This window comes from Microbacterium sp. 16-032 (assembly GCF_041079455.1).
Classification (GTDB): Bacteria; Actinomycetota; Actinomycetes; order Actinomycetales; family Microbacteriaceae; genus Microbacterium; species Microbacterium testaceum_A.
The window spans coordinates 26,180-52,680 of the sequence record NZ_JBFYGQ010000001.1 but is presented as its reverse complement, the minus strand read 5'-3'; the positions used below and the strand labels follow the sequence as shown (position 1 = coordinate 52,680).

Genomic DNA, 26,501 nt, shown 5'->3' with positions numbered 1-26,501 from the left:
GTGGCGGTCTCGCGCACCGAGGTCTGGCAGTACGGCACCGTCGCGGCATCCCGTGCCCTCACGCCCGAGATCCGCCGCATCGAGATCGACGTCGACCAGCCCGCGCCGGTGAGTCCCGGCGCACACGTCGACGTGCGTCTGACCATCGCGGGTGAGCGCGACCGCCGGTCGTACTCGATCGTGGATGCCACGGACGGCGGCCGCCGCATCGCCCTGAGCGTCTACACGTCGCCGGTGAGCCGCGGAGGCGCGGCGGTGATGAACGCCCTCACGCCGGGGGACCGGCTGGAGCTGACCCAGCCGCTGAACGACTTCCCGCTCCGGCCCGGCGCCGACCGCTACGTGCTGATCGCCGGCGGCGTGGGCATCACCGCGATGGTGGGCATGGCCGCGCGTCTGCGCGACCGGCGGGCCGACTACCGGCTGCTCTACGCCGGTCGTAGTCGACCGCTGATGGCCTACGTCGACGACCTGCGCGAGGCGCACGGCGAGCGACTGCGGTTGCACGTGCGCGACGAGGGCACGTCGCTGTCGATCCCCGACCTCGTCGACGGCATCGCGGTGGGGACGGAGGTGTACGTCTGCGGGCCGATCCGCCTGATGGATGCCATCCGGCGGGAGTGGATGACGCAGGGGCGCCCCATCGCGGATCTTCGCATGGAGACCTTCGGCAACAGCGGCTGGTTCGAGGCGCAGGAGTTCGTCGTCCGCGTGCCGGCGAGCGGCATCGAGGCGCGCGTCCGTCCGAATCAGTCGATGCTCGAGGCTCTCGAAGGCGCCGGCGCCGACATGATGTGGGACTGCCGCAAGGGGGAGTGCGGTCTCTGCGAGGTCCGCGTCGTCGGCCTCGCGGGCGACATCGACCACCGGGACGTGTTCTACAGCGAGCGCCAGAAGGACGCCCGCTCGAAGATGTGCTGCTGCGTCTCGCGCGTCGTCGCACGGGACGGCGGCTCCGCCGTGGTGGAGATCGTCACGAGCTGAGGGCCGTGTGGCGCGCCGTCGAGATGGCGGGCGCTGCGCGACACGACGACGAATCGTGGATCGCCCCGCGCCTCGCGGGTGATCTGGGCGCGTGACCCCGTGCGTCAGTCGTCGAGGCGCGAGTGCTCGCCGAGGCGGTGCCAGGCGCGGTTGTGGTACACCAGCGCGGCTCCGGATTCGCCGGGCTCGAGGTCGCGTTCGACGTCGACCTGCACGGCTTGAGCGGCGATGACCGTGGAGCCGCCGGCATCCATTCTGCTGACGACCTTGCACCGGAGCCACGCGCGCACGCCGTGGTAGACCGGCTCGCCGGTGGGCAGGCGCGACCACGTCGAGGTGTCGGCGAAGCGATCGAGGCCGCTGGTGGCCCCCGCCCGAGCGAGCGAGATGTCCTCCGCGTCGAGCAGGTGCACCACGATCGTGTCCGCCGCGATGATCGTGGGCGTCGCCGACGACAGCGCGGAGACCGAGAAGATCAGCAGCGGCGGGTCGGCGCTCACCGACGACACCGACGAGGCGGTGAGGGCGACGGGGCCGTTCTCGCCGAACGCGGTGATCACGGCGATGCCGCCGGGGTGGCCGCGGAAGGCCCTCTTGAAGTCGTCCGCCGAGACGGAGGTGCCGATGGCGGGGGTGCTCTCGGGGGCGCCGTGCGGAAGCGAAGTCATGAATACGACGGTAGGCGCTCGCGCGGTGCGAAGGCTCTGCTGGCGCAACACGGCGAAACGCTCTGAGCGATCACGTCCGTGGTGATCTCCTCCGTGTGAGGCTTCACATTTATCAATCTGTGATCATTCGAGCGCCCGAATTACTTGACACGGCGCGTTCTGTGAGCGCTAACATTCACACACGGCTCACCCGAGGGGCTGCATCACATGACCGGCATCGGAGCCGGCGAAACGAGGAGGTTTCATCATGAAGGCGAACAAGATCATCGCGGGCATCGCGCTCGTCGGCGCGATCGCGTTCACGGCCACCGGCTGCGCCGGAGCGGGCGGCGGCGGAAACGCCGGCGGCGGCAGCGGCGACAAGATCACGGTCGGCTTCGCCCAGACCGGTTCCGAGAGCGGATGGCGCAGCGCCAACACCGAGTCGATGAAGGAGGCGTTCAGCGAGGCCAACGGCTTCAACCTCGTCTTCAACGCGGCCGACAACAAGCCCGAGGCGCAGATCGCCGCCGTCCGCAGCTTCATCAACCAGGGCGTGGACGCGATCGTCCTCGCACCCATCGTGAGCGACGGCTGGGACGACGTCCTCAAGGAAGCCAAGGACGCCAACATCCCCGTCATCCTTGAGGACCGCACGGTCTCGGCATCCGAGGACCTCTACGCCAGCTGGATCGGCCTCGACTTCAAGAAGGAGGGCGAGACCGCCGGCAAGTGGGTCGCCGACAACTTCGGCACGACGCCCACCAACATGGTCGTCCTCGAGGGCACCACCGGTTCGTCCGCCGCCACCGACCGCGCCACCGGCTTCAACGACGCGATCAAGGGCACCGACATCAAGGTCCTCGACTCGCAGACCGGCAACTTCACCCGCGCCGACGGCAAGACGGTCATGGAGGGCTTCCTCCAGAAGTACGGCTCGCAGATCAACCTGCTCTTCGCCCACAACGACGACATGGGCCTCGGCGCCCTCGAGGCGATCAAGGCCGCCGGCCTCAAGCCCGGCACCGACATCAAGATCGTCACGATCGACGCGGTGAAGGACGGCATGACCGCCCTCTCGAACGGCGAGTTCAACTACATCGTCGAGTGCAACCCGCTCCTCGGTGAGAAGACCGCCGAGGTCGTCAAGAAGGTCGTCGCCGGCGAATCCGTCGACAAGAGCTACATCGTCGAGGACCAGGCGTTCGACCAGGAGCAGGCCAAGAAGGTCCTGGACAGCCGCCCCTACTGATCCGCAGGGATCCGTCGCCGACTCCCCTCGGCGACACCCCGTCCGATCGCCTCGGCATCGACGGAACATCCTCCCCGGCGTGCGGGGTCGGTATCCACCGGCCCCGCACGCTCCCGATCCGAGAAAGCGATCGACAATGACATCCGAACGGGCCGCCGCGACGACCTCCGAACGGGCAGCCGTGGTGGAGATGCGCGGCATCAGCATCCAGTTCCCCGGCGTGAAGGCGCTCGACGGCGTCGACTTCACCCTCTACGCCGGCGAAGTCCACTCCCTCATGGGAGAGAACGGCGCCGGAAAGTCCACTCTCATCAAGGCCCTGACCGGCGTCTACGGGATCGACGACGGCGTCATCCGCGTCGAAGGGACCGAGCGACAGTTCCGGGCCACCGCCGATGCCCAGGCCGCGGGAATCGCCACCGTCTATCAAGAGGTCAACCTCTGCCAGAACCTCACCGTCGGTGAGAACGTCATGCTCGGCAACGAGATCCGACGCGCCGGCATGGTCGACTGGAAGGCCACGCACGCCGCGGCCGCCACCTACCTCGCCGAGCTGGGCGTGCATATCGACACCCGATCGATCCTCGCCAGCCACTCGATCGCCGTGCAGCAGCTGGTCGCGATCAGCCGTGCCATGGTGGTCGACACGAAGGTGCTCGTGCTCGACGAACCCACCTCGAGCCTCGACCGCGGCGAGGTCGAGCAGCTGTTCGGCGTGGTCCGCGATCTGCGCGACCGCGGCGTGGCCATCCTCTTCGTCTCGCACTTCCTGGACCAGATCTACGAGATCTCCGACCGCCTCACGGTGCTCCGCAACGGCACCCTGGTGGGGGAGTACCCCGTCGCGGAACTGGGCCGCGAACAACTCGTGGCGAAGATGATCGGCCGCGAGCTCGGAGAGCTGGATGCCATCTCGGCCAGCGCCGAACGCCCGATCGACCGCACCGGAACGCCGGTGCTGCGCACCCTCTCGCTCGGGCGGAAGAACGCCCTCGAGCCCGTGGACCTCGACGTCTACCCGGGCGAGGTCGTGGGGTTGGCCGGGCTCCTGGGTTCCGGCCGCACCGAGCTCGCCCGCCTCATCGCCGGTGCGGATCGTCCCGACGACGGCACCGTCCAGGTGTCGGGCTCCGGGGCGCGCACCGGGTCGCCGCGGCACGCTCTCGACCGCGGCATCGCGTTCTCGTCGGAGGACCGTCGCGCCGAGGGCATCGTGGGCGACCTGACCGTCGCCGAGAACATCGTGCTCGGCATCCAGGCGCGCCGCGGCGCCCTGCGCAAGATCAGCGCCGCGGAGAAGCAGGCCGTCGTCGAGGAATACATCACGGCCCTCGGCGTGCGCCCCGCCGACCCCAACGCCCTCATCCGCAACCTCTCGGGCGGCAATCAGCAGAAGGTGCTCCTGGCGCGCTGGCTGGCGACCGCTCCCGAGCTGCTCATCCTCGACGAGCCCACGCGCGGCATCGACGTCGGCGCGAAGGCCGACATCCAGCGCAAGGTCGCCGAGCTCGCCGAGAAGGGCCTCGCGGTCATCTTCATCTCGTCCGAGCTCGAAGAAGTGCTGCGCCTCGCGCAGCGCGTGGCCGTTCTGCGCGACCGTCGTAAGATCGGCGAACTGGCCACCCGCGACGTCGACCTCGACGCGCTCGTGGCCTACATCGCCGAGGGGCAGCCCGAATCGGCCGCAGCCGCGTCACACACCGCACCCGAGACACTGTCGTCCGATCGGGAGAAGATCGCATGAAGAAATTCCTCACCCACCGCCTCGTGTGGCCGATCGCGGCTCTGCTCGCGCTCATCGCCATCAACACGATCTCGCGGCCGTCCTTCCTCAGCATCACCATGCAGAACGGTCAGTTCTACGGGTCGCTGATCGACATCCTGCGCAACAGCGCGCCGCTCATGCTCGTCGCCCTCGGCATGACCCTGGTCATCGCCACCCGGGGCATCGACCTCTCGGTCGGCGCGATCATGGCTGTCTCGGGTGCCGTCGCCCTCACGGTCATCGAGGCCTCGCCCGACCCCGGCAACCTCGGCGTCGTATTCACGGCGATCGCCGCGGCCGTCGGCGTGGCCCTGCTCCTCGGAGTTTGGAACGGCTTCCTCGTGTCGGTGCTCGGCATCCAACCGATCATCGCCACGCTCGTGCTGATGCTCGCCGGTCGCGGCGTCGCCCTGCTCATCACGGGCGGCTTCATCACCACCATCAACAGCGATCCCTACAAGTTCATCGCCGGCGGATACGTCCTGGGGCTCCCCTTCGCGTTCTTCGTCGCGATCTTCGCGGTGATCGTGGTCGGCGTGCTCGAGCGTCGAACGGCCCTCGGCATGCTGACCGAGGCGGTGGGCATCAATCCTGAGGCCAGCCGACTCGCGGGGGTCCGTTCGCGCGGCATCATCTGGGGCGCCTACATCGCCAGCGGCGCTCTCGCGGGGATCGCGGGCATCCTCTACAGCTCGAACATCATGGCCGCCGACGCCAACGCGGCGGGTCTGTACATCGAATTGGATGCCATCCTCGCGGTCGTTCTGGGCGGAACCTCCCTCGCGGGCGGCAAGTTCAGTCTCGCCGGCACGGTCGTGGGCGTCTTCACGATCCAGACGCTGAAGAGCACCATCACGTTCCTCGGCGTCCCCCCGGCGGTCAGCCCCGTGTTCATGGCCGCGGCCGTGCTCATCGTCGTGCTGCTGCAGTCGCGTCGCTTCCGCGCGTACTTCCACACGGCGGGGCGCAGTGCTCTCCGTCCGATCACCCGACGTCCTGACGCAAAGGTGCTGTCCTGATGGCCACTCTCACCGAAGAACGACGCTCGACGTCGTCGTCCGCGGTCTCGTACCGCCGCTTCCTCAGCCGTCACATCTCGTGGGTGCCGGTGTTCGCCGCGGTGATCATCCTGGTCGTGATGATCGCGGGAGCCATGTGGTACTTCCCGAACTTCCAGCTGAACCGCATCATGTCGTCGATCCTGCTCGACAACGCCTACCTGCTCGTCCTCGCGGTGGGAATGACGTTCGTCATCCTCACCGGCGGCATCGACCTCTCGGTCGGGGCGGTCATGGCCTTCACCGGCATCCTCTGCGCGAAGATGCTCGGCGACGGCGTGCCGGTCGCGGTGGCGATCCCCGCGATGGTGCTCATCGGCGCCGCGATCGGTCTGCTCATCGGCATCCTGGTGCAGTTCTTCGACGTGCAGCCGTTCATCGCCTCGCTGATCGGCATGTTCCTCGCTCGCGGTCTCGCCTTCGTCGTCAGCCTCGAATCGATCAAGGTCGACAACGAGGGCCTGCTGTGGCTCCAGTCGACGCGCTTCTCATTCGCGGGGTGGTACATCACCCCCACCGGGATCATCGCGTTGCTGACCGTCGCTCTCGCCGCGTTCGTGCTGCGCTACACGCGCTTCGGCCGAACGGTCTACGCCGTCGGCGGCAATGAGCAGTCGGCTCGCCTCATGGGACTGCCCGTCGTCCGCGCGAAGCTGTCTGTCTACGTCATCAGCGGGGTGTGCGCGGGACTGGCCGGGATCGTCCTGACCGCGTACTCCGGTGCCGGCTACCCGCTGAACGGTGTGGGCACCGAGCTCGACACGATCGCCGCGGTGGTCATCGGCGGCACCCTTCTGACCGGAGGCAGCGGGTTCGTCATCGGGTCGATGATCGGCGTCTTCGTGTACGGCCTCATCCGCACGATCATCTCGTTCTCGGGTGCGGAGCAGTCGTGGACGCGCATCACCGTCGGCGCCCTGCTGCTGCTGTTCGTGGTCGTGCAGCGGGTGATCGTCTCGCGCTCCGCCCTCAGCAGGTGAGGCCTTCACCCGCGGCGGCGCGAAACATGCACCGCGGCGGTGTTAGCGCTCTCGCTCCGTCGCGGGCATGATGGAACCCATGCCCGCCGCCGTCGCCCCGCCCCTCCTCGAGGTGCGCGGGGCGTCGGTGCGTTTCGGGGTCGAGGCGGCCTTGTCCGGAGTCGACTTCCGTCTGCGAGCCGGCGAGGTCCACTCGCTGATGGGCGAGAACGGGGCCGGCAAGTCGACGTTGATCAAGGCGATCACCGGGGCGTTGCGTCTCGACGACGGCGAGATCCTCATCGAGGGACGACCGGTGCGGCTGTCGTCTCCGGCCGAAGCCCAGGCCGCCGGCATCTCGACGGTCTACCAAGAGATCGATCTGCTGCCCAACCTCACGGTGGCCGAGAACATCTCCCTCGGACGTGAGCCCCGCCGGTGGGGGATGATCGACCACGCCGAGATGCGCCGCCGGGCCTCGTCGGCCCTGGCGGCTCTCGGCGTCGACGTCGACCCGGCGTCGGTCCTGTCGTCCCACCCGCTCGCGGTGCAGCAGCTCGTCGCGATCGCCCGCGCCGTGTCGGTCGAGGTGAAGGTGCTCGTCCTCGACGAGCCCACCTCGAGTCTCGACGCCGACGAGGTCGCCGAGCTCTTCCGCGTCATCCGCGAGCTCAAGGACACCGGTATCGCGGTGGTGTTCGTCTCGCACTTCCTCGATCAGGTCTACGAGATCTGCGATCGCGTCACCGTGCTGCGCGGCGGCCATCTGGTCGGCGAGTACGCCACGCGCGAGCTCCTGCGGATCGATCTCGTCGAGAAGATGCTGGGCGCCGCCGCGGGGGTCCTCGCCCCGCTCGGGCAGCGCACCGTCGACGACAGCGAGGGGCCGGCGGTCGTCAGCGCACGCGGGCTCACCGCCGGACCGCGGCTACGTGAGGCCGACCTCGACCTCGCCGAGGGTGAGGTCATCGGGGTCGCGGGCCTGCTCGGATCGGGTCGCAGCGAACTCGCACGGGCGTTGACCGGGGTCGACCGCCCGGGATCGGGCGAGGTGTTCGTCGACGGTGCTCCCGTGCGCTTCGGCTCGCCGCGCGAGGCGATGAGCCGTCGCATCGCCTACTCGTCCGAGAACCGGCGCACCGAGGGGGTCATCGGCGACCTCAGCGTGCTCGACAACATCAGCCTCGCCCTCCAGGCGCAACGCGGCGTCCTGCGCCGGATGAGCACCGCGCGACGTCGTGAGTTGGCAACCAGCTGGGTCGAGGCTCTGCACATCCGCCCCGCGGACATCGATCGCCCCGTCTCGACGCTGTCCGGAGGCAATCAGCAGAAGGTGCTCCTCGCGCGGCTTCTCGCGCTCTCTCCCCGCGTGATCGTGCTCGACGAACCCACGCGCGGCATCGACGTCGGCGCCAAGGCCGAGATCCAGCGCCTCGTGGGGGAGCTGTCCGACAACGGTCTCTCGATCATCTACATCTCGGCCGAGCTCGACGAGGTGCTCCGCGTCGCCCACCTGGTGGCCGTCATGCGTGACGGCGTCTTGGCGCAGATCGTCCCCGCCGCCGATCTCACCCCCGATGCCCTCCTGGCTCTCGTGGCCAAGCCCGAGAGTCCCGGTGAGGCGGCGAATGGCTGACGACAAAGCGGCGCGCACGGCGAACATCTTCGATGTGGCCCGGCTGGCGGGCGTCTCGCACCAGACGGTCTCGCGCGTGCTCAACAACATGCCGAACGTGCGTCCCGCCACCCGCGCGCGCGTCGAGCAGGCCATCGCCCAGCTGCGGTACAGCCCCTCGCCGGCGGCGCGCGCCCTCGTGACGCGGCGCACCCGCACGATCGGTCTGGTCACCCCGGGCAACGTCGACTACGGTCCCTCGTCTATCGCCATGAACTTCAACTTCGCCGCGCGCGCGGCGCGGTACAACGTAGATGCCATCAGCTCCCCGCAGAGCGACGCGGTCGCTGTGCGCGCCGCGATCGACGGTCTTCTCAAACAGCGCGTGGATGCCATCGTGCTCATCGTCGTCGACACCGAGGTGCTGGCATCCGTCCAGGCCCTCGACCTGGACATCCCCATCGTCGCCTCGGCCACGACCAGTCGTCCGCACCCGCGGCTCGTCGCGATCGATCAGTATCGCGCGGGCCGCAGCGCCGTGCGGCACCTGCGCGAGGCGGGGTACGGTCCGATCCGTCATATCGCCGGTCCCGCTCGCAACCCCGACGCGGTGGAGCGCATCCGCGGATGGCGCGAGGAGCTCGCGTCCTCGCGCAGCGAATCGACCGCCCTCGTCCACGGCGACTGGTCGGCCGAGAGCGGTTACCGCATCGCGAGCGAGGCCGACATCGCCCCCGGCGAGGGGATCTTCGTCGCCAACGACCACATGGCGATCGGTGTTCTCTCGGCCCTCCGCGAACGCGGACTGCGGGTGCCCGAAGACGTCGGGGTCGTCGGAATCGACGACGTCCCCGAGGCGGCGTTCCTCTACCCGTCGCTGACGACCGTGCGGCAGGACTTCGCCGCCCTGGGCGAGATCCTCATGCAGAAGGTGCTGCTGGCGGTCGAAGAACCCGACACGGTGAGCGAGAGCACGCCCCTGCCCACGCGCCTCATCGTGCGCGATTCGGCGCCGGTCGAACGGCCTGTCGGCTCACGCCGACCTCGCTGACCTCGAGCTCGCCGCCGGCGTGTCGGGGCGATCGAGGCGGCCCCGAGACCCCACCGCCGCCGTGACGACCACGTCCGCGGAGCGGGACGCCGTGCCGGCCGCGAAACGAGATGTGATGACACGCCATCGGGGCACCGGGCCCGCGGCTGTTGACGTAACCATGCTGGTGGTCCGGGCGTGTGAGCGCTAACATGCGAGGACCGTCGAAGACGACGGTTCCTGCAATGACGCACCCACGAGAGGACCCCACCCCCGTGACCCCTTACGATCGCTCGGCGCCGCCACGACGCCGTTCTCGCTGGACGCTCGCCGTCCCGGTCATCGCCGCCCTCGTCGCGGCACCCCTCACCGCCCCCGTGATCGCCGGCGCTGTCGCCGCCGACGCGGGCCTCGTCGCCTCCTACCCCCTCGACGAGACCTTCGGAACAGTCGCGCGCGACACCTCCGGCAACGGACGCAACGCCACATTCGAAGGCGGCCCGACCCTGGCAGGCGCCGACGGCGTCCGCCTCGACGGAAACGACGACGACGTCAAGCTGCCCAACGACATCCTCAAAGGCCTCGACTCCATCACCGTCAGCACCGACGTCATCGTGCGCCCGGAGCAGAGCGGCAACTACTTCATCTGGGGCCTCGGCAACACCACGGACTGGTACGGAAACGGCTACCTGTTCGCAACCGGTAACCCGGCGCGCACCGGCATCGCCCTCGGCAACTGGACCACCGAGCAGAAGGCCGAGAGCACCACCGCCCTCGAGCGCGGGGTCTGGAAGAAGTTGACCTACACGCTCGATGCGGCGTCGAAGACCTCGCGCATGTACATCGACGGCGTTCAGATCGCCGAGAACACCAACACGACCTCCCTACCGAGCATGATCGGCGGCGGAACCACGACGGCGAACTACCTCGGCCGGTCCAACTACACCCCCGACAAGCGCCTGGCCGGTAGCCTCCGCGACTTCCGCATCTACAACCGTGCGCTCACTGCGACCGAGGTGAAGGGCCTGGTCAAGACCCCCGAGGACAGCGCAGCAGTGCAGTCCGCGCTCAGCGCGCTGGCCGTCACGAACATCGATGACGTCCGCGGCAACCTCACGCTGCCGGGCACCTCGCAGGGGCTCCCCGTCACCTGGACGACCTCGAACGCCTCGGTGGTCACCGGTGACGGCGTCGTCACGCGACAGAGCGCGGACGCGACGGTGACGCTCACGGCATCCATCACGAAGAATGCCGTCACCTCGACGCGGGCGTTCACCGCGACCGTCCGAAAGGCCGCGCAGATCGGGCCCTTCGAGGGGTACACGTTCGCCTACTTCACGGGCAACTCCGTCGCGGGAGAGAACATCTACTTCGCGGCGAGCAACGGCAACAACGCGCTGTCGTGGACGGAGCTCAACAACGGGCAGCCGACGCTCACCTCGACCTTCGGCGAGAAGGGCCTCCGCGACCCGTTCCTCATCCGCTCCCCTGAGGGCGACACGTTCTACCTCATCGCCACGGATCTCTCGATCGGTCGCGACGGCAACTGGGACCGCGCGCAGCGCACGGGATCCAAGTACCTCGAGGTGTGGGAGTCGCACGACCTCGTCACCTGGAGCGCTCAGCGCCACGTAAAGGTGTCGCCGGACACGGCGGGCAACACCTGGGCCCCCGAGGCCTACTGGGACGAGTCGCTCGGCCAGTACGTCGTCTTCTGGGCCTCGAAGCTCTACCCCGAGAACGACCCCAACCACACCTCGAACGTCGCCAACAGCATGCTGTACGCCACCACGCGCGACTTCGTGACCTTCAGCGACACCAAGGTCTGGCAGGGCGGCATGTCGCGTATCGACTCCACCGTCATCAAGGCGAACGGCGTCTACCAGCGCTTCACCAAGGACGAGGGCGCCGGCACCACCGGGTGCAGCGACATCATCCAGGAGAGCTCGGCCGTGCTGACGGCACCGCTCGACCAGTGGAAGCTCGTCACCTCGTGCATCGGCAAGAACGCCGGCACGCAGGCCGTCGAGGGACCGAGCATCTTCAAGTCGAACCCCGGCGACGTCAACGGAGACAAGTACTACCTCTTCGTCGACGAGTACGGCGGACGCGGGTACATCCCCCTCGCAACCACCGACATCGCCAACCCGGACTGGAAGGTCCCGGCCTCGTACCGCCTGCCCGGCAGCCCGCGGCACGGAACCGTCATGCCCGTCACCCAGGCCGAACTCACGGCCCTGCGTGCGAACCTGCCGCAGCCGCTCGCGGCCAACGAGAAGGGCGAGCTCCTGCGGTACGACTTCACCGACGGGTCAGGGTCGACCCTGCACGACCGCTCCGGCGCGGGGCGCGATGCGCAGATCAGGGGCAACGCCGTGTGGAACGCCGACGCCCTCACCTTCGACGGCACCGACGACTACGTCGACCTGCCCGACAACGTGCTCGCGGGCACGACCGACATCACGGTCCAGGCCGAGATGCGCGTGGACGCGGCGCAGAAGAACCCGTACTTCCTGTACGCGTTCGGAAACACCGCGCAGGACGGCACCGGCAACGGCTACCTCTTCGCGACGGGGAACAACCAGTTGCGCGGGGCGCTCACCACGGGCAACTGGTCGGGCGAGCAGAACGCGCAGTCCTCGGCCGCCCTTCCGCGCGACCGGTGGGTGAACGTCACCTACACGCTCAGCGGGTCGACGGCACGCCTGTACCTCGACGGGCAGCAGGTGGCGGAGAACACCAACGTCACGGTGCGCCCCGGCGACATCGGCGGCGGTCGCACCCTCGCCAACTACATCGGCAAGTCGGTCTACAACGCCGACAACCTGCTCCGTGGACAGGTTCGCGAGTTCGCGCTCTACAACCGGGCCCTGAGCGCGGACGAGGTCGCCTCCGCGAACCCCGGCGTGCTGTCGAAGGTCAGCCTGCAGGACCCCAGCGTCCTGAAGGTCGCGCCGATCATCGACTCGGCGACGCGAACGATCACGTTCCCGGTGACGCCGGGCACCGACCTGACGAAGCTCCGTCCGACCTTCACCACCGCGTCGGGGACGACGGCGACCCCGGCCTCGGGGACGCTGCGCAACCTGAGCTCCCCGGTGACGGTCACGCTCAAGACGGCGGGGCAGGATGACACGGTCTGGACGCTGACGGCAGTCGAGATGAAGAGCCCGGTCCTGCCGGGGCTGTACGCCGATCCGAACATCGCGGTGTTCGGCGACACGTACTACATCTACGCCACGACCGACGGCACCCCGGGCTGGGGCGGCAACACCTTCTACGTCTGGAAGTCCAAGAACCTCGTGGACTGGACGCGGTCGGACAAGCCGTTCCTCACGCTCGACGGCGCCAAGGGCAACGTCCCCTGGGCCACCGGCAACGCGTGGGCTCCGACGATCATCGAGAAGGGCGGGAAGTACTACTTCTACTTCAGCGGCCACGAGCCGAACGCCAACCGCAAGATGATCGGTGTGGCCGTCGCAAACAGCCCCGAGGGCCCGTTCACCGCCGAGGCGCAGCCGATGATCACCAACGGCGAGAGCGTCAACAGCGGGCAGGCGATCGATCCGGCCGCGTTCCGTGATCCTCAGACCGGCAAGTACTACCTGTTCTGGGGCAACGGCAAGCCCGTCTACGGCGAGCTGTCCGACGACATGAAGAGCATCAAGACGGGCACGATCAAGCCGATCACCGGTCTGCCGGACTTCCGTGAGGGGCTCTTCATGAACTTCCGAGACGGGACGTACCACCTGACGTACTCGATCGACGACACCGGATCCCCCGACTACCGCGTCGGCTACGCCACGTCGACGAGCATCGACGGACCGTGGACCTACCGCGGCATCCTGCTGCAGAAGGATCCGTCGCAGGGCATCCTCGGACCGGCGCACAGCTCGATCATCAACGTGCCCGGCACCGATGAGTGGTACATCGCGTACCACCGCTTCGCGATCCCCGGCGGTGGCGGGACCAACCGCGAGACGACGATCGACCGGATCCAGATCGGCTCCGATGGGCTCTTCCAGACGGTGAAGCCGACGCTCACCAGCGTCGCCCCGCGCGAGGTCCCCACGGAGACGAACCCGGAGCCGAGCCCGTCGCCGTCGCCCAGCGGTTCCTCGACCGGCAGCCCGTCGCCCTCGCCGAGCGACGCGCCCACCGGGACGCCGTCGCCGACCGTCGCCCCGACGGGGCAGCCCACGGCGCAGCCGACGGCGTCTCCGGCGGGCCCCTCGGCCTCGGTGTCGACGTCGACCGTCGAGCGCGGCGGCACGGTGCGGGTGACCGTGACGGGCCTGAAGGCCGGTGAGCAGGTCACCGCCGAACTGCGCAGCACGCCGATCCGCATCGCCGGCATCCCCGTCGCCGACGCGGCAGGTCGGGTCGTCTTCGACGTCCGCATCCCCGCGGACCTCGAAGCGGGCGCGCACACGATCGTCGTCTTCGCGGCGGATGGCTCGATCATCCAGCGCCTGCCGATCACGGTCGTGCCGAAGGGTCAGCTCGCCGCCACCGGTGCGCAGGGCCCCCTCGGGGGAGCGCTGCTGGCGACGTTCCTGCTGGTCGCGGGAGCGGCGGTCTGGGCGACGCGTCGACCGCGTCGCACGGTGTCCTAGCCGACAGAAGGTGAAAACGAAGGGGCCCGGATGCCATGGCATCCGGGCCCCTTTTCCCGTGGAGCGGACGCGGGATGAGGGGCGCACCGCGAGCGACAGGCGCGACGACCTGCGCCCACCCCGCGACCCTTGCAGTCACCCATTGACCTTCCGCGGGTCATCCGGCTACTGTGTGTCGAACCGGTTCGATGATCGAACCGTATTTCCCCCCTCGACGATGAGAGAAGAGTTCCATGAGGTCGACACGACGGCGTGCCGCACGCGCGCCCATCGCCACCGTCACCGCAGGGCTGGCCGTCGCCGCCCTCGCCATCGGTTCCCCCGCACATCCCCCGCAGGCCGAGGCGGCGGTGTCCGCCGATGCCAGCGATCACGTGATCCTCGACTACGACTTCGACGACGCGGGATCCGTCACCGCGACGGTGAAGGACGAATCCGGCAAGGGGCGCGACGGCCTGCTTGCCAACCCGGGGTCGGCCCAGCTGGTTGACGGGCCGGCGGGCGGAAAGGCCCTGCACCTCTCGGGCGGAGGGGCTGGCTCGACCACCTCGCCGTACATCACGGTTCCCGCGGGACTCTTCCAGGGGCTGACCTCGACCACCATCTCGTCGTGGGTCAAATGGGACGGCGGCGACGCGTTCCAGTGGCTCTACACCCTGGGCAAAGACAAGGACAGCGCGGCGTTCTACACCCCGCGGTTCCAGGGCGACGACAAGGCCCGCTCCAGCGTCAAGCCCACCACCCAGGGTGAAGCCGGGGCGTCGGGGTCGACGGCTCTGCCCACCGGTGAGTGGCACCTCGTCACCACGACCATCGACTCCGGGGCGCTGGTCTCCTACCTGGACGGTCTCGAGGTGAGCCGCACCGCCGTCGGTGCCGATGTCTCCTCGGCCCTCTTCGGCTCCTCGTCCCCCACCTCCGGTTACATCGGGCAGCCCTTCTGGACCGGGGTGCACCCGTTCTTCGCCGGCGCCATCGACGACTTCCAGGTCTACGACACCGCCCTGACCCCCGGACAGGTGCGAGCACTCGCCGGCGACGCTGCGCCGAAGCTCACAACCGTCCTGCAGAAGAGCGTCGAGGTGCAGACCGACATCGGCGCAGCTCCGAACCTCCCCGGGGTGAAAGCCGAATTCGACGATGGTCAGCAACGCCTCGCTCCCGTCACCTGGGCCGATGTCCCCGCATCCGCGTACGCCCAGCGCGGTGTCTTCACCGTCGCCGGCACGGTGGACGGCACCGACACGGCCGTCACCGCGACAGTGCGGGTCACGACGCCCGACGAGTTCTCGATCGACGTCGGCGACCGAACCGGGGCGTTCATGGGCGGCGCGTCCGGGACGCTCTACGGGCTCTACGGTCCCGGCCTCCCCTCGAACAATCTGATCGACGGTATCCAGCTGCGCACCGTCTCGACCAAGGCTCAGGACGGGCCGCAGCACCCCGGTGCCGACGCCCTCGAGGTGGTCAAGCCGCTCGCCGACTCCTCGAACGGCGACGTGTACATCTACATGACCGACATCAATCGCGGCTTCCCGTACGAGGTGCCCGGGGCGAACGGCGCGGAGAAAGAGGCGTGGTTCCTCGATTCGATCGGCAAACAGGTCGACCAGGTCCTTCAGCTACCCGAGGAGTACCGCAAGCGCATCGTCTTCGTGCCCTTCAACGAGCCCGAGGGCAACATGTACGGCAACGGCGGCCAGTCGTTCTGGGGTCAGAGCTGGCTCGACAACCCCGACCGCTTCTTCAGCGCCTGGGATCGCGCGTATCGGCTCATCACCTCGAAGATCCCCGATGCGCGAATCGGCGGACCGAACACCAGTGTGCTCTTCGATCAGGACTACGGGTTCCTCCAGCACGCGATCGCCAACGACACCGTGCCACAGGCCTTCACCTGGCACGAGCTCAGCAATCCCGCCACGATCCGCGACTCCGTCGCGAAGTACCGCGGGTGGGAGGACGAGCTCTTCGCGGGTACGAAGTGGGCGGGTCAGCACCTACCGATCAACGTCAACGAGTACGCGTTCAATTACCACACCTCGGTCCCGGCGCAGATGGTCCAATGGATCTCCGCGATCGAGGACAGCAAGATCGACGCCGACATCGCCTACTGGAACATCGACGGCAATCTGAGCGACTCCGCCGTCCAGTCCAACCGCGGCAATGGCCAGTGGTGGCTGCTGAACGCCTACGGCAACATGACCGGGGACACGGTGACGGTGCATCCGCCGCGCCCCGGCCAGAGCTACACCCTGCAGGGCGTCGCCACCGTGGACGACGCCGACAAGAAGGTCCACGCTCTGCTGGGTGGCAGCTCGGGTGACCAGAACGTGTACTTCGACCGCTTGCCGGACTATCTGTCGCAAACGGCTCACGTCCAGGTGCGAGACATCCGCTGGACCGGTCAGATCGGCGACTCGGGCGAGCCGCAGACGGTCGCGGAGTTCGATGCTCCCGTGACGAACGGGTCACTCGGGCTCCGATTCGGTCAGGGTGGCCTGCCGCCGCTCCGTACCGACTCGGCCTACGAGATCATCGTCACTCCGGGGCAGAACGCCTCGAGCCCGGCGCAGTCGCCGGTGTCGTGGCGCGGCGTCTACGAGGCGGAGAACGCCCGGTTCGAGGGAGCCACCCCCGAAATCAACGGTCCCGAGGGAACGCCCGGCAATGTCGGTGGCTTCTACACCTCGGGGACGAAGGATGTGGGCGGCATCCGCGCAGGATCCAACCTGCGGATGACCTTCGACGTCGACGTCCCGGCTGCGGGGTCGTACGACCTCAGTGTGCTCGCGAGCGCTTACAACAAGGACGCTCTGAACCTCGCGCAGGGGCCGGTGAACATGTTCGTGACAGTCGACGGCGGCGCCGAGCAGGAGATCTACGCGGAGCTCGGCTACAAATGGGTCGTCTGGAACCACGCCGACACGAAGGTCGATCTGAAGGCGGGAAAGAACAGCATCACGATCGCGGCGGAGAGTCTCGACGGAACGAGGCAGACCGTCGGCACGGCCATCATCGACAAGATCGACCTGACCCAGCCCAACCCCGCGTACACGCCGATCTACGAGGCGGAGAACGCCGTGCTGCACGGCGCCTCGGCGGCCTACGACCGGGCAGGCGTCTCGGGATCGGGTTACGTGCCGCTCTCGAACGGTCAGTCGGCCACCTTCTGGGTCTACAACGCCGACGACTCCGAGAAGGCCCTCGAGGTGAAGACACTCGGGGGTGGCACTGCCACGCTTCGGGTGAACGGTGTGGACCTGGGGACGGTGTCCGACGCCGCGACCGTTCCGGCCTTCCTCGTGGGTGGTGTCAACAAGGTGGAGGTCGTGGGGCAATCGGGGACGATCGCTCTGGATCGCGTCGCGGTGCGCGGGTCGGAGAAGGCTCTGGCGTCGCAGACCATCGAGGCGGAGGCGGGAACCCTCGCGGGATCCGCCAAGTACCAGGATCTCTCGCTCGCCAGTGGCGGCAAGGCGGTCGTCGGCATCGGCGGAGCGCCCGGTAACGGCAACACCCTCACCCAGAAGGTGACCGTCGACCAGGCGGGGACGTACGCGATGACCCTGCGCTACTCCAACGAGGAGCAGTCGCCGTCGTCCCATTACAACCCCGACCCGGTGGCTCGTCGTGCCGACATCTCCGTCAATGGGGGCCCGGTTCAGAAGGTGCTGTTCCCGCAGAGCTACAACGCCAACCAGTTCTGGGAGCTCACCGTCGAGGTGCAGTTGCAGGCGGGGGAGAACTCGATCCGCTTCGCGTCGGAGGAGCAGCCCGACTTCAACGGGGTCACGTACATCTCCGAGCGGTACCCGACCCTGGGGCTTCGGTCGCAGTGGGCGCCGAATCTCGACCGGATGACCTTCACCGCCCTTCGGCCCGCCGCGACCCCGGCCGCCGCAACGGTCTCGACCAACGCGTCCTCGGTCGCGCCGGGGGAATCGATCGAGGTCTCGGGCGCCGGATACGCGCCGGGTGAGAAGGTCGGGTTCGTCCTGCACTCCGACCCGATCGTGCTGGGTGAGGCGACGGCGGATGCCGCGGGGGCGGTGTCGGCGACCCTCACGGTGCCGGTATCGGCTCCGGTCGGAGACCACCAACTGATCGCCACGGGGGCGCTCTCTCAGCGTTCGGCGTCGACGGCTCTCGCGATCACCGCCGCGGTCGGCGGCGGAGCGGTCGGCGGTGGCGCCGGGGCGGGCGACGGTGTCTCCGGCAACGGCGGGGGAGCGGCGGCCGGCGGATCGGGCACGTCGACGACGGCGTCCGCGTCGGGTTCCCTCGCGATGACCGGCACCACCTTCGCGGGCTTCGGTGGACTCCTCGCCGGAGCGGCGATCCTCGCGGCCGGCGTGGCCCTGATCGCCCGTCGACGGGAGCGCGCGCGCTCCTGACCGCACATCGCGAAGACGCCCCGGGGACCCGAACCCCGGGGCGTCTTCGCGATGTGGAGGGAGCCGAGACGGGTGGAAATAAACACGCTCGTTCGACTGCAAAAATGTTGCTGAGCGCGATTCGTGGCGCTACACTGATCGAACCGGTTCGACAATGAAGGGAGCGGGGATATGACCACCATCGGTGACGTGGCCAAGGCCGCGGGAGTCTCGCGCAGCACCGTCTCGTACGCGCTCTCCGGCAACCGGCCCATCTCCCGCGAGACTCGCGAGCGCATTGACGCCGCAATCTCCGAGCTGGGATTCACCGTGAATGCGGGGGCTCGCGCCCTCGCCACCTCGCAGACCATGGTCCTCGGGCTGCTGTTGCAGTTCCACGAAGACGAGTTCCCGCCGGCCATGCTGCAGTACATCCTCGCCGTGTCAGACGCTGCCCGCGAGCTCGGCTACGACATCCTCATGGTCACCGACGGTGATGGTCCGGGAGCGATCCGTCGCATCACGTCGTCGAACATGGTCGACGGTGTCGTCCTGCTCGACGTCACTCACGACGACCCCCGTCTCGAGGCGCTGCGTCAGGCTCGACAGCCCGGTGCGCTCGTGGGTCTTCCGCGCGACACCGAGGGTCTCGACGTCTTCGACCTCGACTTCGGCGAAGCGGCGCGCCTCATCGTCGACCACCTCTACGGCCTCGGCCACCACGACATCGTCCTCGTCTCGCCCCCGCGGCACGTGTTCGAGCGTGGCGGCGCCTACGCCTGGCGTTTCCGCGACGCCGCGCTCGAGCGCGCGGCACGGTACGGCATCCGCATCCATGCTCACTACGGCGAATCGCAGCAGCCGGCCATCGAGCGGAGCTTGAACGCGATCCTCGACACGCGCACCGACGCCACGGCGCTCATCGTCCACAACGATGCCTCGATCGCCGCGCTCCCGGGCGTGCTCCGCGAGCGCGGCACCGTGGTCCCCCGAGATCTTTCCGTCGTCAGCCTCTACTCGAGGGACTTCGGACGCACCTTCCTTCTGCCGTACACGGCAGTGGAGACCTCCCCCGACGGTCTGGGCCGCAAGGCGGTCCAGCACCTCGTCCGGCGCATCGCCGACCCCGCCTACGGGCCCCCCGTAGTCGGGTTCATCGAGCCGGAACTGACCGACCGGGGGAGCACCGCCTGACGGGGCGGTAGGCGCGCCCCGTTCTCGTCGGCCCATCGTCGAACCGGTTCAACGCGTCACTCGCACGACAACGCAGTCACATTTCAGAGAGGAAATCGCAAGTGAGCACGTCAATCACCCGTACCCGCGCTCTCGGAGCGCTCGCCATCGGCGCCGTCGCCGTCGGCGTCCTGGCCGGTTGCTCCGGCGGTGGCGCCGGAGGTTCCGGTAGCACCGACGCCGCCGGCGGCACCTACACCTTCTGGGACCCGTACCCGCAGTACGACGCCAGCTCGGACTGGGCCAAAGTCATCGACAAGTGCGCGGCCGACGCCGGCGTCACCGTCGAACGCACCGGTTTCGACACCAGCGACCTGACCAGCAAGGCCCTCCTCGCGGGACAGCAGGGCGATTCGCCCGACATCCTCCTGATCGACAACCCCGCGGTCTCGACGCTGGTCGAGGCGGGCATCGTCACGGCGACCGACGAGAACGGCCTGCAGGTCGGCGACGTCGCCGAGAACATCCTCGGAGCCTCGGTGGTCGACGGGAAGACCTACGGCGTCCCGATCGGGGCGAACACCCTCGCCCTCTACTACAACCCCACCGTTCTCAGCGCCGCGGGCGTCGACCCGTCCTCGATCAAGGACTGGTCGAGCCTGAACAGCGCGATCGAGAAGGTCGTGGCATCCGGCAAGAAGGGCATCACCTTCTCGGGGATCGGCACCGAAGAGGGCAGCTTCCAGTTCCTGCCCTGGTTCTGGGGTGCGGGCGCCGACCTCACGCAGCTCGACTCCTCGCAGGCCGCCTCGGCCGTGCAGCTCTGGACGGACTGGGTCAAGAAGGGCTGGGCACCGAACTCGGTCATCAACAACACGCAGACCACCAGCTGGCAGGAGTTCCAGACCGGCGACTTCGGTTTCGCCGAGAACGGCACCTGGCAGAAGGCCGGCGCCGCCAAGGCGGGCTACGAGGTCATGCCCATCCCCGCGGCCAAGGGCGGTGCGGCGCCTGCTCCCACGGGAGGCGAGTTCCTGACGCTGCCGGTCCAGAAGGACTCCGCCCGCTACGCCACCTCGTCGAAGATCGTCGAGTGCCTCACCAGCACCGCGAACGTGGTCGACACCGACAACACGCTGAACTACATCGCGGCGACTCCCGAGGCGCAGAAGGCGCAGCTCGCGAAGGACTCCACGCTCGAGCCCTGGATCGAGGCCGTCGGTGCCGCCAAGGCGCGTACCGGAGACAACCTCGGCGTGAAGTACCCGGTCATCTCCGAGCAGTTGTGGACCGCGGTGCAGAACTCCCTCACCGGCGCCCAGTCGCCGCAGGACGCCCTGAAGGCCGCCCAGCAGGCCGCCTCGTCCAAGTAATCCCATCCATCGAAAGGGGTACGCCGACATGACCGCGACGCAGATCACTGCTTCGACGGGCACCGGCGACACCGGGAGGGCGGCGGAGCGATCCGCTGCCCTCCCCACCCCCGGTCGCCGTCCGCGGCGCCGGGGGCAGTGGGCGGCGTGGGCGTTCCTCGCCCCCGTCGTCGTCTACCTGGTCGTCTTCTACGCCTATCCGCTCTACCGCAACCTCGATCTGAGCCTGCGCGACTACACGGTCCGCTCGTTCATCGACGGGAACGCGCCCTTCGTCTGGTTCGCCAATTACGTCGCGGTCTTCCAAGACCCCACCTTCTGGCCGGCCCTCGCCAACACCGCCACGTTCACCCTCGTCTCGATCGCGTTCCAGTACTCGATCGGCATGGCGCTGGCGGTGTTCTTCTTCCAGCGCTTCCCGCTCTCGGCGACGCTTCGCGCGCTCTTCCTCGTACCGTGGCTGCTGCCGCTGCTGGTCTCGGCCTCGGCGTGGTCGTGGATGCTCAACTCCGACTCGGGGGTCGTCAACGCCGCCCTCAGTGCGGCGGGCATCGACCCGGTGAACTGGCTGACGTCTCCGCAGTGGGCCCTGGTGTCCGTGCTGATCGCGAACATCTGGATCGGCGTGCCGTTCAACCTCGTCATCCTGTACAGCGGCCTGCAGAACATCTCGACCGACATCTACGAGGCGGCATCCATCGACGGGGCGAACGCGTGGCAGAAGTTCTGGCGCATCACCTTCCCGCTGCTGCGCCCGGTCTCGGCGATCACCATCCTGTTGGGGCTGGTCTACACGCTGAAGGTCTTCGACATCATCTGGATCATGACGCGCGGCGGTCCGGGCTCCAGCTCCACCACGTTCGCGATCTGGTCCTACCGGTTGGGCTTCGGTTCGGCCCTGCCCGATCTCAGCCCCGCAGCTGCGGTCGGCAATCTGCTCATCGTGATCGCCCTCGTGTTCGGGCTGATCTACATCCGCGCCCAGCGCCGTCTGGAGGTCTGATGAACCGTCGACCGTGGTGGATCACCCTCGTGGGGGTGGTCCTGACCGGGATCATGCTGTTCCCGATCTACTGGATGATCAACGTCTCGCTCACCCCGCAGAGCGACATGCGCAAGTCGCCGCCCGACCTGTTCCCGCTCACCCCGACCTTCGAGGGGTACGAGAAGGTGGTGTCCGACCAACTGCCCTACCTCGGCACCAGCTTCGTCATCGGCGTCGGAACGGTGGTGCTGACCCTCGTGCTGTCGGCCCCGGCGGCGTACGCCCTCGCCAAACTGCGCCCGCGCGGCGGCAACGCGTTGAGCTTCGCGCTGCTGATCGCGCAGATGATCCCGGGGATCATCATGGCGATGGGGTTCTACGCGATCTACCTCAACGCGGGCATCCTCAACACGGTGCCGGGGCTGATCCTCGCCGACTCCACGCTCGCGGTGCCGTTCGGCGTGCTGATCTTCACCGCGTTCATGCGCGGCATCCCCGACGAACTGCTCGCCGCCGCCCGCATCGACGGGGCCGGCACGTGGCGCACCTTCCGCTCGATCGTGCTGCCGGTCAGCCGCAACTCGATCGTGACGGTGTCGCTGTTCGCGTTCCTGTGGTCGTGGTCGGACTTCATCTTCGCCTCGACGTTGAACAGCGGCGGCAAGCTGCAGCCCATCACGATCGGCATCTATCGCTACATCGGCAACAACAACCAGGAGTGGAACGCGATCATGGCGACCGCCGTCGTGGCATCCATTCCCGCCGCCGTCCTGCTCATCCTCGCCCAGCGTTACGTGGCGGCGGGTGTCACCGCCGGCGCCGTCAAAGACTGACCCTCGAAAGGCCCTTCGTGTCCGTTCCCTCCTTGCCGTCGTTCGACGTGCGCGAGATCCCCTTCAGCCGTCGCGGATCGTGGATGAACCTGTCGCCCGTGATCGGCCTGCACCGCCGCGTCAGAGACGTGCACCTCGTGTCGCACCTCACCGGAATGCACGCGGTGCTGCGTCTGTCTCTGCGCCGGGACGGTTCGTCGGTGGATGCCGAGACCTCGGCCGACCCCTCGACGCTGTCGTGGCTGGTCGGGGGAGAGGTCGTCGCTTCGGCGGTGTTCGCATCGAGCGACGTCGTGCGACTGAGGGGCGCCGGGGCCGATCTCGTGCTCGCGGATGCCGCCGAGGAGCTCACCCCGTTCACCGGCTCGTACTTCTTCCGCGAGCCCCGCGACGGATCGTGGGTGTTCACCTCGTACGAGACGGGCCGGCGCTACCGCATCAGCGTGCTGACGGGTTCGGCCTCCGCAGAGGGGGAGGAGGCCCTCGGCCAGAGCGTGCGCGCCGTGACGGTGAGCGGCGCCGACGGGTGGGAGGTCGCTGTCGAGCAGATCGAGACCGCCGCGCCCGCATTCACCTCCCTCGAGACCTTCGCCGAGGTGGCGCAGCGCGTGACGGAGGAGTTCGAGGAGTATCTGGCCGCGGTCGGCGGGTGGCGCAGCGACGACACCCCCGCTGTGGCGCTCGCCGCCTACGTGCTGTGGTCGGCCACGGTGGCGCCCGCGGGCTTCGTGACCCGCGAGTCGGTGCTGATGTCGAAGCACTGGATGGACAAGGTCTGGAGCTGGGATCACACCTTCAACGCCCTGGCCCTCGCCCCCGGGGCCCCCGAGCTGGCACTCGACCAGTTCTTGGCGCCGTTCGACCATCAGGATGCCGCGGGTGCGATGCCCGATTCGATCACCCACTCCGAAGTGCTCTACAACTTCGTCAAGCCGCCAATCCACGGGTGGGCGCTGACCCGCCTGCGCGAACGGCTGGGCCGCCCCCTCGACCGCGTCGAACTCGAGACGGTCTACGCGCGGCTCGCCCGTTGGTCGCGGTTCTGGCTCGATTCGCGCACGGTCGCGGGTCGCGCGCTGCCCTACTACCAGCACGGCAACGACAGTGGCTGGGACAACTCCACGACCTTCGACCACGACCGCGTCATCGAGGCGCCCGACCTCGCGGCCTTCCTCGCCGTGCAGCTCGACGTCGTCGCCGATCTCGCCGACGAGCTCGGACTCGACGACGCATCCCACTGGCGCGACGAGCGCGACCGGGTGGAGCAGGCGCTGCTGACCGAGCTGCGCGACGACGACGGCTTCTTCGCCGTGGGCGCTCTGAGCCGCGCGCGCAGCAAGCGCACGAGCCTGCTCAATCTGCTGCCCGTGCTCGCCTCGCCGCGGCTGCCCGGAGAGGTGGTCGACACGCTCGCCGACGGGATCACGGCGCACCTGACCGAGTGGGGACCGGCGACTCAGCGCGTCGACACCGAGGAGTACGAGAGCGACGGGTACTGGCGAGGTCCCATCTGGGCGCCCTCGACGATGCTCATCGAGGAGGGCCTGCGCCGCGGCGGTCGCGACGGGCTCGCCGACACGATCAGCGAGCGGTTCCGCGCCCTGTGCGAGCGCTCCGGCTTCGCCGAGAACTTCGACGCCCTGACCGGTGAGGGGCTCCGCGACCGCGCCTACACCTGGACTGCGAGCGTGTACCTCGTCTTCGCGCACGACCACGTCGAACGCCGGCGCGCGGCGCGGGCCACGGGCGAGGCAGACGTCGAGGCGCGCGTGTGACCGCCGTCACCGCGCACTTCTCCGTCGACGGGACTCGCCTCCTCTGGCGCGGAGACGGCGAGACCGTGTTGATCGAGCCGTGGGGCCGAGACAGCGTCCGCGTGCGCGCACGCCTCATGCACGATGTCGCCGACCACGACTGGGCGCTCCTTCCCGCCGAACCCGTCGACGCGGCGATCGAGGTCGATGCGGAGCGGGCGACCCTGACGAACGGGCGCCTACGGGTGGTGGCGACCTCGAGCACCGGCATCCAGCTGCAGACCGGATACGACCGGAACTTCTGCCATCTCGCCTTCTTCGACGCCTCGGGTCGTCTGCTCTTCCAGGAGCGGGATGCCGGCGGCTCGCTGGCCCTCGTGGCGCGAGAGCACCGACCGATCCCCGGCGGGGACGTGCGACTGATCGCGTCGTTCGAGACCGCCGCCGACGAGCGGCTCTACGGCATGGGGCAGTACCAGCAGGACGTTCTGGACCTGAAGGGATGCTCCCTCGAGCTCGCACATCGCAACTCGCAGTCCAGCGTTCCGTTCGTGATGTCGAGCCGCGGTTACGGCTTCCTCTGGCATAACCCGGCGATCGGACGGGCGACGTTCGCCGCGAACGGCACCCGATGGGAGGCCGAGTCGACCGAGCAGCTCGACTACTGGGTGACCGCGGGTGAGACGCCGCGTGAGATCGCGCGGGCGTACGCGGATGCCACGGGGCACGCCCCGATGATGCCCGAGCGGGGTCTCGGGTTCTGGCAGTGCAAGCTGCGGTACTCCTCCCAGGACGAGCTGCTCGCCGTCGCCCGGGAGCACACCCGTCGTGGGCTGCCGCTCGACGTGATCGTCGCCGACTTCTTCCACTGGCCGAAGATGGGCGACTTCCGCTTCGAGGACGAGTTCTGGCCCGACCCTGAGGCGATGGTGCGCGAGCTCGACAGCCTCGGCGTCGAGTTGATGGTGTCGGTCTGGCCTCAGGTGTCGCTCGAGAGCGAGAACTACGCGCTCATGAAGAAGGAGAACCTCCTCGTCCGTGCCGAGCGCGGGCTCGACGTGCACATGTCGTTCGAGGGCCCGAGCGCCTTCCTCGACGCGACGAACCCGCGCGCACGCGACTTCGTGTGGCAGCGATGTCGGCAGAACTACGGGCGGCACGGCATCCGCACCTTCTGGCTCGACGAGGCCGAACCCGAGTTCGGGCTCTACGACTACGACAACTATCGGTATCACGCGGGTCCGGTGCCGCAGGTGGGCAACCTGTACCCGCAGCACTACGCACGCGCCTTCGCCGAGGGGCAGTGGGGTGACGGTGAGGCCGAGGTCGTGAACCTGCTGCGTACGGCCTGGGCCGGGTCGCAGCGGTACGGAGCCCTGGTGTGGTCGGGCGACATCGCCTCGACCTTCGCGGCGCTGCGCGCGCAGATCACGGCCGGAATCCATATGGGCGTCGCGGGCATTCCGTGGTTCACCACCGACATCGGCGGCTTCCACCACGGAGACCCCGACGACGAGGGCTTCCGCGAATTGCTCGTGCGATGGTTCCAGTTCGGAGCGTTCAGCCCGGTGATGCGACTGCACGGCGATCGCCTACCCACGCGAGAGGTGCACGCCGCCGACGGGTCACGGCGCTCGCCGACCGGTGGGCCCAACGAGGTGTGGAGCTTCGGCGACGAGGCCACACCGATCCTCGAGCGCTACCTCTTCGCGCGCGAGGCACTGCGCCCGTACCTGCGCACGGTCATGCGCGACGCGCACGACGACGGTCAGCCGGTGCTGCGGGGGCTGTTCCACGAGTTCCCGGACGACGAGCGCTGCTGGACGGTGAAGGACCAGTACCTCTTCGGCCCCGACCTGCTCGTCGCGCCCGTGATGGAGGCGGGCGCGGGCTCGCGGACCGTGGTGCTGCCCGCCGGCGCGGAGTGGACCGACCTGTGGAACGGTGAGGTGTTACCCGGCGGCGGCGAGCTCGAGGTGGAGGCGCCGCTCGATCGGATCCCGGTGTTCGTGCGCGACGCCGCCGTGCCCCAGGTCGTCGCAGCTGTGCGGTCGGCGCTCGGCATCGCGTGAGATCGCGGTGGA

16 protein-coding genes are annotated in these 26,501 nt (G+C 68.6%); 15 read left to right on the top strand and 1 reads right to left on the bottom strand.

Going from position 1 to position 26,501, the window contains the following annotated elements; all coding sequences use genetic code 11:
• Window positions 1-984 (top strand): PDR/VanB family oxidoreductase, encoded by a 984-nt coding sequence (locus AB6V31_RS00190; RefSeq protein ID WP_074694784.1) that lies wholly within the window; start codon window positions 1-3, stop codon window positions 982-984.
• Between the two features lie 104 nt (window positions 985-1,088).
• Here the strand turns inward: AB6V31_RS00190 and AB6V31_RS00185 are convergent, their stop codons facing one another.
• Window positions 1,089-1,652, bottom strand: a complete 564-nt coding sequence (locus AB6V31_RS00185; RefSeq protein WP_369363276.1) for a flavin reductase family protein — start codon at window positions 1,650-1,652, stop codon at window positions 1,089-1,091.
• A gap of 247 nt (window positions 1,653-1,899) precedes the next feature.
• On the opposite strand from AB6V31_RS00185, the gene AB6V31_RS00180 reads away from it, so the two are divergent.
• From AB6V31_RS00180 to AB6V31_RS00115, 14 genes are all read left to right on the top strand, one after another.
• Window positions 1,900-2,883 (top strand): ABC transporter substrate-binding protein, encoded by a 984-nt coding sequence (locus AB6V31_RS00180; RefSeq protein WP_056224306.1) that lies wholly within the window; start codon window positions 1,900-1,902, stop codon window positions 2,881-2,883.
• 136 nt (window positions 2,884-3,019) lie between these two features.
• Window positions 3,020-4,627 carry a sugar ABC transporter ATP-binding protein gene (locus tag AB6V31_RS00175; RefSeq protein ID WP_056224304.1) on the top strand — a complete coding sequence of 536 codons (1,608 nt, stop codon included), beginning with the start codon at window positions 3,020-3,022 and terminating at the stop codon, window positions 4,625-4,627.
• Complete coding sequence (locus AB6V31_RS00170) at window positions 4,624-5,667, top strand: ABC transporter permease (protein WP_056224302.1); 1,044 nt, start codon at window positions 4,624-4,626, stop codon at window positions 5,665-5,667. Before AB6V31_RS00175 ends, AB6V31_RS00170 begins: the two co-directional genes overlap by 4 nt.
• Window positions 5,667-6,686 (top strand): ABC transporter permease, encoded by a 1,020-nt coding sequence (locus AB6V31_RS00165; protein ID WP_056224301.1) that lies wholly within the window; start codon window positions 5,667-5,669, stop codon window positions 6,684-6,686. Before AB6V31_RS00170 ends, AB6V31_RS00165 begins: the two co-directional genes overlap by 1 nt.
• Window positions 6,687-6,765: 79 nt before the next feature.
• Window positions 6,766-8,301, top strand: a complete 1,536-nt coding sequence (locus AB6V31_RS00160; protein WP_327037356.1) for a sugar ABC transporter ATP-binding protein — start codon at window positions 6,766-6,768, stop codon at window positions 8,299-8,301.
• The gene (locus AB6V31_RS00155) at window positions 8,294-9,331 is read left to right on the top strand and encodes a LacI family DNA-binding transcriptional regulator (protein WP_056224297.1); all 1,038 of its coding nucleotides are present in this window, start codon (window positions 8,294-8,296) and stop codon (window positions 9,329-9,331) included. Before AB6V31_RS00160 ends, AB6V31_RS00155 begins: the two co-directional genes overlap by 8 nt.
• A 254-nt stretch (window positions 9,332-9,585) precedes the next feature.
• Complete coding sequence (locus AB6V31_RS00150; protein WP_369363272.1) at window positions 9,586-13,926, top strand: family 43 glycosylhydrolase; 4,341 nt, start codon at window positions 9,586-9,588, stop codon at window positions 13,924-13,926.
• Window positions 13,927-14,159: 233 nt separating this feature from the next.
• Complete coding sequence (locus AB6V31_RS00145; RefSeq protein ID WP_369363270.1) at window positions 14,160-18,320, top strand: LamG-like jellyroll fold domain-containing protein; 4,161 nt, start codon at window positions 14,160-14,162, stop codon at window positions 18,318-18,320.
• Window positions 18,321-18,491: 171 nt separating this feature from the next.
• The gene (locus AB6V31_RS00140) at window positions 18,492-19,493 is read left to right on the top strand and encodes a LacI family DNA-binding transcriptional regulator (RefSeq protein WP_369363268.1); all 1,002 of its coding nucleotides are present in this window, start codon (window positions 18,492-18,494) and stop codon (window positions 19,491-19,493) included.
• 101 nt (window positions 19,494-19,594) lie between these two features.
• Window positions 19,595-20,845, top strand: coding sequence for an extracellular solute-binding protein (locus AB6V31_RS00135; RefSeq protein WP_369363267.1), 1,251 nt, complete (start codon window positions 19,595-19,597; stop codon window positions 20,843-20,845).
• Window positions 20,846-20,873: 28 nt separating this feature from the next.
• Window positions 20,874-21,848 carry a carbohydrate ABC transporter permease gene (locus AB6V31_RS00130; protein WP_144784450.1) on the top strand — a complete coding sequence of 325 codons (975 nt, stop codon included), beginning with the start codon at window positions 20,874-20,876 and terminating at the stop codon, window positions 21,846-21,848.
• Window positions 21,848-22,663, top strand: coding sequence for a carbohydrate ABC transporter permease (locus tag AB6V31_RS00125; protein ID WP_369363264.1), 816 nt, complete (start codon window positions 21,848-21,850; stop codon window positions 22,661-22,663). Before AB6V31_RS00130 ends, AB6V31_RS00125 begins: the two co-directional genes overlap by 1 nt.
• A gap of 17 nt (window positions 22,664-22,680) precedes the next feature.
• Entirely contained in the window at window positions 22,681-24,438 is a 1,758-nt protein-coding gene (locus AB6V31_RS00120) for an amylo-alpha-1,6-glucosidase (protein WP_369363262.1), read from the top strand.
• Window positions 24,435-26,489: a TIM-barrel domain-containing protein gene (locus AB6V31_RS00115; protein ID WP_369363260.1), complete on the top strand. Its 2,055-nt coding sequence runs from the start codon at window positions 24,435-24,437 to the stop codon at window positions 26,487-26,489. The genes AB6V31_RS00120 and AB6V31_RS00115 overlap by 4 nt, the downstream gene beginning before the upstream one ends.
• The last annotated feature ends 12 nt before the right edge of the window (window positions 26,490-26,501 follow it).